Source organism: Microbacterium oryzae (genome assembly GCF_030406385.1).
Classification (GTDB): Bacteria; Actinomycetota; Actinomycetes; order Actinomycetales; family Microbacteriaceae; genus Microbacterium; species Microbacterium oryzae_A.
Map to the genome: position 1 here is coordinate 21,484 of NZ_JAUEPM010000002.1, position 9,791 is coordinate 31,274.

The window sequence follows — 9,791 nt, forward strand, 5'->3', positions numbered from 1 at the left end:
GTGCACAAGTGAGACATGCCGGAAGGGGGAGCACGAACTCACCCGGTGTTCTGGAGGCCGGCCGCGACACCGGAGACCGACAGGAGCAGCAGGCGCTGCTGCTCGGGGTCGGCGGGCAGGTCGGCCGGGGCGTCGCGCAGCGCACGGAGCGCCCGCAGCTGCAGGAGCGAGAGCGCGTCGACGTACGGGCTGCGGAGCTTCACCGCGCGCTGCAGCACCGGCTTGTTGGCCAGCAGGCCGTCGCCGCCCGCGATCCGGATGACCCAGGCGCGGGTGAGCGTCATCTCGTCCATGACGAGCTGCGCGAGGTCCTCGCGGTCGCCGAGGGCGAGGTACTGCCGCGCGATCCGGTCATCGGCCTTCGCGAGGCTCATCGCCACGTTGTCGATCATGGTCCGGAAGAGCGGCCACTGCGCGTAGGCCTCCTTCAGCCGCGCCTCGTCGCCGACGGATTCCAACGCGGTGCCCAGCCCGAACCATCCGGCGAGGTTGATGCGCGCCTGCGTCCACGCGAAGACCCACGGGATGGCCCGGAGGTCCTCGAGCGACTCGACCGACAGCCCGCGCCGGGCGGGACGGGAGCCGAGCGCGAGCAGCCCGACCTCCTCCATCGGCGTCACCGTGGCGAACCACGGCGCGAAGCCCGGGGCCTTCACGAGGTCGAAGAACCGCGCCCTCGACGTGGTCTCCATGACCTCGGCGATGTCGGCGTAGCGCTCGGCCGCCGTGCGGTTCCGCTCCTCGTTCGAGGGCGCCGAGGCGGTGAGGATGGCCGCGGCCACCTGATCGACGTGGCGCATCGCGATGTCGGGATCGCCGTAGCGGGCGAAGATGACCTCACCCTGCTCGGTGAGCTTGAAGCGGCCGTCGACCGAGTGCGGAGGCTGGGCGAGGATGGCGCTGTTCGCCGGGCCACCGCCGCGGCCGAGGGCGCCGCCGCGGCCGTGGAAGAGGGTCAGCTCGATGCGGCTCTCCTGCGCCCACGCGGCGATCAGGGCCTGCGCCTCGTACAGCGCGAGGTTCGCCGCGACCGGTCCGACGTCCTTGGACGAGTCGGAGTAGCCGAGCATGACCTCGAGACGGCGGCCGGTGGCCTCGAGCCGCGCCGAGAACTCGGGATGGTCGACGATCTCCGCGAGGATGCCCGGCGCCGCCTGCAGGTCGGCGAACGTCTCGAAGAGCGGGATGACGTCGAGCACGGGCGGGGTGCCGCCCTCGCCGACCGCGTACCGGGCGAGACGGTGCACGTTCGCGAGGTCCTCCGCGGACTGCGTGAACGACACGATGTACCGGCCCGCGGCACGCGGGCCGAAGCGCTCCTGGATGAAGGAGATCGCGCGGAAGACCTCCAGCACCTCCTCGGCCTGCTCGCTGCGGGCGTCGCCCGCGTCGAGCTCGGCGAGCACCTTCGCATGCACGGCCGAGTGCTGGCGCACCTCGAGCTCGGCGAGGTGGAAGCCGTACGTCTCCACCTGCCAGATGAGCTGCTGCAGCTGACCGTAGGCCTGACGGGCCGCGCCGCCGCGAGCGAGCGACTCCTGCACGATGCGGAGGTCCGACAGCAGGTGCTCGGGGTCGCGGTACGCGAGGTCGGCGTCGCGGGTGCGCGTCGCGGCGATCTTGCGCGAGAGCAGCAGCACGACGCGGCGATGCGGCTCGTTCGGCGAGCGCTTCGCGATCTCGGCGGCCGCGTCCTCATCCGCACTGCGCAGCCGCTCCCAGAGCGCGAGCAGCTCGTCGCTCGGGGGAGTGGTGGACGCGTCCAGGGTGAGCCCGCGCCCCACGCGCTGTGCCGCGCGCTCGAGTCCGAGGAGCACGTGCTCGCTCGCGATCGCCGCCGCCTGCCGGCTCACCTTCGCGGTGACGAACGGGTTGCCGTCGCGGTCGCCGCCGACCCAGGTGCCGACGCGCACGAAGGGGCGCACGAGCGGCGGCTCGTCGCCGTCGATCCCGCCGCGGATGGCCTCGTCGGCGCGGCGGTAGATCTCCGGCACGGTCGTGAAGAGGGTGTCGTCGAAGACGGCCATGACCGTCCGCACCTCGTCGGTCGGCGACGGCTTCTCGGCGCGGATGGGCGCGGTGCGCCACAGGGTGTCGATCTCCTCGAGCATGTGCCGCGTGGTGCGCTGCTGCGCTGCGCTGTTCTCCGGCGCGGCACCGAGCTCGTCGACGAGCGTCGACAGACGACGGATGGCCGTGGAGACCGCGCGACGTCGGGCCTCGGTGGGGTGCGCGGTGAAGACGGGGTGGAAGCGGAGAGCCTGCAGGCGCTCGCGCGCTGCATCCTCGCCCACCTCGGCGGCGAGATCGGCGTACGCGCCGGCGATGGTGCCGCGCGGGTCGCGCTCGGGCTGGCCGTCGCGCTCGCGCAGCACGCGCACGCGGTGGTGCTCCTCGGCGAGATTCACGAGGTGGAAGTAGCAGGTGAACGCGCGCGCGACCTCATCCGCCCGCTGCACCGAGAAGGAGTCCGCGACGCGGGCGGCCCGGTCGAACGCCTCCGGGCTCGGGTCGGTGTAGGCGTGGATCGTGGCCACGCGGAGCCGCTCGACGTCCTCGTACAGGTCTGCGGAACCGCTCTCGCGGAGCACCTGGCCGAGCAGGGAGCCGAGCAGGCGGACATCCGCGCGCATCCGCTCGGGCATCTCCTGCTCCGCTTCCAGTCGCCCGACGGCGTCGAGAACTTCCGTGGGGGTGGGATCGTGCATACGACAACGGTAACGGGCGCCGAGGGATGCTCCGTCGCGCGTCGTCGCACGCCGTCATGCGCTCGCCGTCCCCGCTAGGGTGGGCCGCGGAACAGGAGGGCGCATGCACAGCGACCGCACGAGCGCCGACCGCGCGCAGCCGGTCTCGCTCGCCGTCGTGGGGGCCGGATGGCGCGCGCGGTTCATCCTGCGGGTGGCGGCCGCGCTTCCCGAGCGCTTCCGGATCGCGGGACTCGTCGTGCGCGATGCGGCGGCGGCCGAGCGGATGAGCGCGGAGTGGGGGGCGCCCGCATTCGCCACGCTCGACGCGCTGCTCGCGCATCGCCGCCCGGACTTCCTCGTCCTCTCCGTGCCCCGCGCTGCGGCGCCCGAGCTCATCGCGGACGCCGTGCGCCGGGACCTCCCCGTGCTCACCGAGACCCCGCCAGCGGACTCCCTCGACGATCTCACCGCGCTCTTCCGCACCGTCGGCGGGGAGGCGCCCGTCCAGGTCGCCGAGCAGTACCACCTGCAGCCGCTCATCGCCGCTCAGCTCGGGATCGCCCGGTCGGGAGTGCTGGGCGAGGTGCGCGAATGCCGCGTCTCGATCAGCCACGGCTATCACGCTGCGAGCGTGATGCGGCGGATGCTCGGCGTCGGATTCGAGGACGCCGTGATCGCGGCGTCGCGCTTCGACGCGCCGCTCGTCGGCGGCCCCGGCCGCGGCGGAGACCCCGAGCGCGAGGAGCTGCTGACCGCCGAGCTCACCCTCGCGCATGTCGACTTCGGCGGCCGGCTCGGCGTCTACGACTGGGCCCCGCAGCAGAACCGGTCGTGGATCCGCGGCACTCGCCTCCTCGTCCGCGGGGAGCGCGGCGAGATCGACGGGCTGGACGTGCGCTACCTGCAGGACGCGCGCACCCCGATGGAGTACCGCATCCGCCGCGTCGAGGCGGGGCAGTTCACGAACCTCGAGGGGCACTTCCTGCGCGGTCTCACCGGGGGCGGGGAATGGCTGTACCGCAATCCGTTCGCGCCGGCGCCGCTCATCGATGACGAGATCGCGGTGGCCCATTGCCTGGCGCGCATGGCGGAGTACGTGCGGGGTGGCGACGGCTGGTACGGCCTCGCGGAGGCCGCGCAGGACCACTACCTCGGGATGGCCGTGGCGAGGGCCGCCGAGAGCGGCGAGCGGGTGCGCACCACGCGGCAGGCCTGGGCGGCCTGAAGTCAGACGGCGGCGGTCTCGTGCCGCGGGCAGGGCGCTGCGTCGCCGCAGCCCTCGCACAGCACCACGCGCACCTGGCACGCGTCGTCCACGCAGTCGACCATCCGGGCCGACGGAGCCTCGCAGCGCGAGCAGCGGGAGATGACGGCCGCGCCGTCGCCGAAGGTCATCGACTCGCGTCCGTCGAAGACGTAGAGCGCGCCCTCCCACAGTCCGGTGTTGCCGAAGGTCTCGCCGTAGCGGGCGATGCCGCCATCCAGCTGGTACACCTCGCCGAAGCCGCGCGCGGTCATGAGACTCGACAGCACCTCGCAGCGGATGCCGCCGGTGCAGTACGTCACCACCGGCCGCCCCTTCAGATCGTCGTAGCGGCCGGAATCGAGCTCGGCGATGAAGTCGCGCGTGGTGGCCACATCGGGCACCACCGCATCGCGGAAACGGCCGATCACCGCCTCGAACGCGTTGCGGCCGTCGAAGAAGACGACGTCGTCGCCGCGCTCGGCGACGAGCCTGTGCAGCGCACCCGGGCTGAGGTGCGTACCGCCGCCGACCACGCCGTTCTCGTCCACGCGGAGCTCCTCGGGGGCTCCGAAGGAGACGATCTCCTCGCGCACCTTCACCGTCAGTCTCGGGAAGTCCAGGCTCCGGCCATCCGCATCGAGTCCGCTGCCGGACGACCACTTGAAGTCGATGCCCGTGAAGGGCGCGTAGTCCTTCGTCTTGCGGATGTAGCGCTTGAGCGCGTCCATGTCGCCGCCGACGGTGCCGTTGATCCCGTCCTTCGAGAGGAGGATCCGCCCGCGCAGGCCCAGCAGTTCACAGAGGTCGCGTTGCCACAGGCGGATGGCGTCCGGGTCCGCGATGGGGGTGAAGAGGTAGTACAGGAGGATCTTCGCGGGCACGGATCCAGGGTAGGCGTCAAGGCCGAGAAGACGCCGGTTGCGCGGCAGTACGGTGTGGGCCATGACGTTCAACGACAACGCCGATGTGAGCCGCAACCGCGCGCGTCGCCGCGGCCGCACGACCGCGATCGCGGGCGGCGGCACGGTCGGCGTGCTGGGCCTCGGCTTCCTCCTCCTCAACCTGCTGACGGGCGGCGACTTCAGCGCGCTGCTCGGAGGCCTCGGGCAGCAGCAGGCGGCACAGGGCGGGGGAGGCGGCGAGACCGCGATCGCCGACTGCGAGACCGGCCGGGACGCGAACGAGAACGACGACTGCCGGCTCGCCGCCGGGTCGCTCGCGCTGGATGAGTTCTGGGGCGAGACGGTGGAGGGCTATCAGCAGCCGGACCTCATCATCGTCGATGGCGAGACCTCCACCTCATGCGGCACCGCGTCGAACGCGACAGGGCCGTTCTACTGCCCACCCGACCGCACCGTTTACATCGACCCGACCTTCTTCTCGCTCCTGCGCGAGCGCTACGACGCGGAAGCGGGCGATCTCGCGCAGCTGTACGTGCTCGCCCACGAGTACGGGCACCACGTGCAGGGCCTGACCGGCACGCTGGCCGCGCATCAGGGCGGCGGCACGGGGGCGGACAGCGACAGCGTCCGCACCGAGCTGCAGGCCGACTGCTACGCCGGCGTGTGGATCGGGCACATGGCGGAGCAGGAGGACGACAACGGCGTCGCATACCTCAAGGCGCCCACCGCCGCGCAGATGCGCGACGCCGTCGATGCCGCGGCGGCGGTCGGCGACGACCACATCCAGCGGCAGTCCGGCGGCGCCGTCGATCCCGACAGCTGGAGCCACGGCTCGAGCGAGCAGCGCACGCGGTGGTTCGAGACCGGCTACGAGGGCGGAGTGAACGCGTGCGACACCTTCGCGGTCGGCGGCAGCGACCTCTGAATCTGGACGTCGCCTGCATCACGACCTCGTCACGTATCAGGCTGGAGTTGCGTGACTCCTTCCGTATATGGGCACAATGAGTGCGACATGGATGACCTGTCTCTGTCGGTCCCCTCGGGAGATGACTCCCCGGGGACGCTCTCCTCGTCGCCCGAAGACGCGCAGAGCGATGCCGACCACGGCACCGGGAACGCCGCTGCGCGCTGGGAGCGCGCGGCGCGGTCGTTCGAGAGCTGGCGCGACGGCGATCCGCGTGCGATCGACGAGCTGGTGCGGGTCATGACCCCCGTGCTGTGGCACCACGTCCGCGCCTACGGGCTGCCGAAGGCCGCGGCCGAGGACGTCATCCAGTCGACGTGGCTCACGCTCGTGCGCAAGAACGGGTCGATCACGCACGCGGCCGCGGTGTACGGCTGGCTCAGCACGACCGCGCGCCGCGAGGCGTGGCGGGTGTCGCGGATCGATCGGCGAGCTGACAGCCTCCCCGATGACGAGCTCGAGGGAAGGCTGCCGACCCAGCGCGCCGCCGAGGAAGACGTCGCCGAGCGCGACACGTCGCATCGCCTCTGGACTGCCGTGCAGACGCTCAACGAGCGGTGTCAGCGTCTGCTGCGCATCGTGGCCTTCGACGACCGACCCGACTACGCTCAGATCGCCGCCGACCTTCATATGCCGATGGGAAGCATCGGCCCCACGCGCCAGCGTTGCCTTGCCAAGCTGCGTGCGAAACTGGATTCAGACCTGCGAGATGGGGGGACCCGATGACGGGGACCGACGGCGGAGACAACCGCGAGCTCTTCACCGCGCTGCGGAGCGCGTGGGAGGACGTCGACCCGGTGCCCGCCGGACTCGCCGAGCGCATGATCGCGGCCATCGCCGTCGACGACCTGAGCCGCGAGTTCCAGCTGCTGACCCTCGTGGAGGGCGTCGAGGTCGCCGTCCGCGGCGAGGACGGCAACCGCACGGTGCAGTTCGAGGGCGACGGCACCGAGGTGCTGCTGCACCTCGCAGCGTCGCAAGCCGGCGTCGTCCGCGTCGACGGATGGTCGCGGCCGGCGGTCCTCGCGGCGCGCCTGGCGCAGGAGGACGAGGAATGGAGCGCGCAGACGGTCGGCGACGGCCGCTTCGCGTTCGACCACGTCCGTCGCGGCCGCTCCCGCGTGCGGATGGTCGTGCAGCAGGACGAGGCGATGCGCGAGTTCACGACGCCCTGGTTCGACATCTGACGCCGCACTTCCCCGCCGTCTTCGGGTAGGGCAGGATTCCCGGATACGGTTGTGACCGGATCGACCGGCGGGAGGGCGGATGTCAGACCACGGCCGCGCCGACGCGAGCGACTCCTGGGCGCTCTCCGGCCTCGAGGAGGTCTCCGCGGAGGAGCTCCTGCGCCGCGGCATCGCCGAGAACGGCCGGGGTCGGCTGCGCAACGCGCGGCGGATCCTGGCGCGTGCCCTCCTGAGCGCGGGCGACGACGCGCTCCGCGCTCGGATCAGCGCTCCGCTGGCCTACGCGATGGGGGAGCTCGGCGACGCATCGGGCGCGGAGCTGCTGTGCCGCACCGCACTGGGGCTGCCCGAGCTGCCGCCCGCCATCCGGGGCATCCTCTCCGGCCAGCTCGGCACGCTCGTGCTGCACCGGGGCGGGGTGGACGCCTCCCTCGCGCTGTTCCGGACGGCCGTGGCGCTCGTCGAAGACCCCGCCGCCCGCGCCAACGTGCTGCTCAACCACGGTGTGGCGCTGCTGCAGCGACGCCGCCTGCGGGAGTGCGCCGACGAGTTCGCGGCGGCGGCCGAGCTGTTCGCCGAGCTGGGCGATGCCGCCGGAGAGGCCCAGGCCCGGCACAACCTCGGGTACACCGCTCTGCTCGCGGGAGACCTGGTGCTCGCGCTCACCGAGATGAACGCCGCGCGCGACGAGCTCGGGCGGGAATCGCCGATGGCGGCCGCGATCTCCGATCTCGACCGCGCGGAGGCGCTGCGCGAGGCGGGCCAGCTGCACGAGTCCGAGGAGCTGCTCGAGCAGGCCGCGCACGCATTCGGGCGCCTGCGTCGTCCGCAGACGCGCGGCGAGGCCGAGCTGCAGCTCGCACAGACGCTGCTGGGGCACGACCCCGCGCGAGCCGCGCAGGTCGCGGCCCGCGCCGGCCAGCGCTTCCGCGCCCTGGGCAGCGAGTCGTGGGCCGTGCGCGCCGACGGCGTACGGCTGCGCGCGCTGCTCGCCCCCACGGGGGATCGCACATCCACCAAACCCGTGCCGCCGGAGCTGGAGGCGGCCTGCGCGCGGACGAGCCGGAAGCTGTCTCGTTTCGGCTTCCGCGTCGAGGCCCGCGCCCTCGGATACGTGCGCGACGCCGCTCTGGCACGCAGCGGCCATCCGCCCCGCCGTGCCCCGCGTCTGGACCCCGACGATCCGCTGTCGGTTCGCGTGCTCGCGCATGAAGCGCGAGCCGCACGGTCGGCGGCGCTCGGGCGAGACGCCGACGCCCGGCGGCATGCGGCCGAGGGGATCCGAGAGGTGTCGGCGTGGCAGCGCTCCTTCGGCTCGCTCGACATCCTGTCCTCCGTGGCCATTCACGGCTCCGGTGTCTTCGCCGAGGGGATCGCGGCGGGCATCCGGTCGGGGCGGCCAGAGGTCGTGTTCGAATGGTCGGAGTACGCGCGGCACTTCACGCAGCAGGTGTCGCCGGTCCGCCCGCCGCAGGACCCGAGGCACGCCGCCGACCTCGCGCAGCTCCGGGCGCTGCGCGCGGAGATCGGAACGGCGGACTGGGCGGACGACTCGCGCGTCGTCGCGCTGCGCCGACGCGTGAGCGAGCGGCAGTGGGTCGGGACCTCGTCTACCGACGGGCCGCCCTCGCTGGGTCTGGAGGAGTTTCGCGACCTCCTGGACGACGACACCGTGCTGCTCAGCTATGTGTATGCGCGCGGCCGGTTGACGTGCCTGGTGGTGCCGAGGACGGCGCCTCCCGCACTCGTGGATCTCTCCTGGCGAGCCGTGCGCGATCTGCGTGACGGTCTGCACACCGAGCTCAACGCGGCGGCAGCGACCCACGGGGGTCGCGCGGGACGTCTCATCCGCGAGGCGCTGGAGCGACGACTGGCTCGGCTGTCCCAGGCGCTTGTCGAGGAGCCGATGCGGATCGCGAGCCATGCTCGTCGTGTCCTCATCACCGTTCCGGGCGAACTGCAGGGCACCCCGTGGGGGATGCTGCCCGCCCTTCGCGGGCGGGTCATCACGAATGTCCGGTCCGCCTCACGCTGGGCGCACGGCAGCCGCGTGCCGTTCGCACTCCAGCGCGCCGGGTTCGTCGTCGGTCCGCGCGTCGCGCGCGGCGTGGAGGAAGCGCAGTCGGGTGCGCGACCCTGGTGGATCGAGGCGGAGCGCCGCGCGCGCGGCTCCGGAGGCGATGCCGTCCACGTCCTGGCGGATGGCGCCGCCCGGGTAGAGCACGCCACGGCGCTCGCCGAGGAGGTCGATGTGCTGCACGTCGTCGCGCACGGCCGCCACTCCGCCGACTCGCCGTTGCTGTCCGGGTTCGAGCTGGCCGACGGCACGCTGTTCGGTTACGACATCGACGCGATCGCCGAGGCACCGGACCTCGTGGTGCTGTCCGCGTGCGAGCTCGGCAGGTCGTCGGTGCGGTGGGGCGAAGAGGCGATCGGGATGGCGAGGGCGTGGCTGCATGCCGGGAGCCGCTGCGTGATCGCCGCCCCCGTGACCGTGGCGGACGACGTCGCGTGCGAGTTGCTGAGCGTCATGCACGAGGGACTCGCGGCCCGGCTCGACCCGGCAGAAGCGCTCGCTGCGGCGGCCGCAGAGACGGGCCACGACTCCCCGTTCCTCTGCTACGGCTCCGGGTTCTGAGAAGAGAAGGGCCCCGGTGGCGCTTCCGGCGCGCCACCGGGGCGGTGTGAAGGCCGTAAGCCCTCCCCACCCTGCTCGGCCCCGAGGGCCGAGGTTTCCGGTGCGGGCGCCGCGGGGGTCGGCATCGGCACCGGAGTCTGTGGCCGCAGGCATGCTGCGGCGTG

General features: G+C 72.6%; 7 protein-coding genes. 5 read left to right on the top strand and 2 right to left on the bottom strand.

Annotated features, from left to right (window positions below):
* Window positions 1-38 precede the first annotated feature (38 nt).
* A complete protein-coding gene (locus QWJ90_RS04050; RefSeq protein WP_290106387.1) occupies window positions 39-2,708 on the bottom strand; it encodes a phosphoenolpyruvate carboxylase in 2,670 nt (889 codons plus the stop codon).
* 103 nt (window positions 2,709-2,811) lie between these two features.
* Between QWJ90_RS04050 and QWJ90_RS04055 the strand changes: the two genes are divergently transcribed.
* Window positions 2,812-3,915 carry a Gfo/Idh/MocA family protein gene (locus QWJ90_RS04055; protein ID WP_290106388.1) on the top strand — a complete coding sequence of 368 codons (1,104 nt, stop codon included), beginning with the start codon at window positions 2,812-2,814 and terminating at the stop codon, window positions 3,913-3,915.
* Window positions 3,916-3,917: 2 nt separating this feature from the next.
* Here QWJ90_RS04055 and trhO read toward each other — a convergent pair whose 3' ends face one another.
* Window positions 3,918-4,817 carry an oxygen-dependent tRNA uridine(34) hydroxylase TrhO gene (gene trhO / locus QWJ90_RS04060; protein WP_436836688.1) on the bottom strand — a complete coding sequence of 300 codons (900 nt, stop codon included), beginning with the start codon at window positions 4,815-4,817 and terminating at the stop codon, window positions 3,918-3,920.
* 61 nt (window positions 4,818-4,878) lie between these two features.
* On the opposite strand from trhO, the gene ypfJ reads away from it, so the two are divergent.
* From ypfJ to QWJ90_RS04080, 4 genes are all read left to right on the top strand, one after another.
* Window positions 4,879-5,763, top strand: a complete 885-nt coding sequence (ypfJ, locus tag QWJ90_RS04065; protein ID WP_290106390.1) for a KPN_02809 family neutral zinc metallopeptidase — start codon at window positions 4,879-4,881, stop codon at window positions 5,761-5,763.
* An 87-nt stretch (window positions 5,764-5,850) separates the two neighbouring features.
* Entirely contained in the window at window positions 5,851-6,528 is a 678-nt protein-coding gene (locus QWJ90_RS04070; protein WP_290106391.1) for an RNA polymerase sigma factor, read from the top strand.
* Window positions 6,525-6,989, top strand: a complete 465-nt coding sequence (locus tag QWJ90_RS04075) for a hypothetical protein (protein WP_290106392.1) — start codon at window positions 6,525-6,527, stop codon at window positions 6,987-6,989. The genes QWJ90_RS04070 and QWJ90_RS04075 overlap by 4 nt, the downstream gene beginning before the upstream one ends.
* A gap of 79 nt (window positions 6,990-7,068) precedes the next feature.
* The gene (locus QWJ90_RS04080; RefSeq protein ID WP_290106393.1) at window positions 7,069-9,627 is read left to right on the top strand and encodes a CHAT domain-containing protein; all 2,559 of its coding nucleotides are present in this window, start codon (window positions 7,069-7,071) and stop codon (window positions 9,625-9,627) included.
* Window positions 9,628-9,791 lie beyond the last annotated feature (164 nt).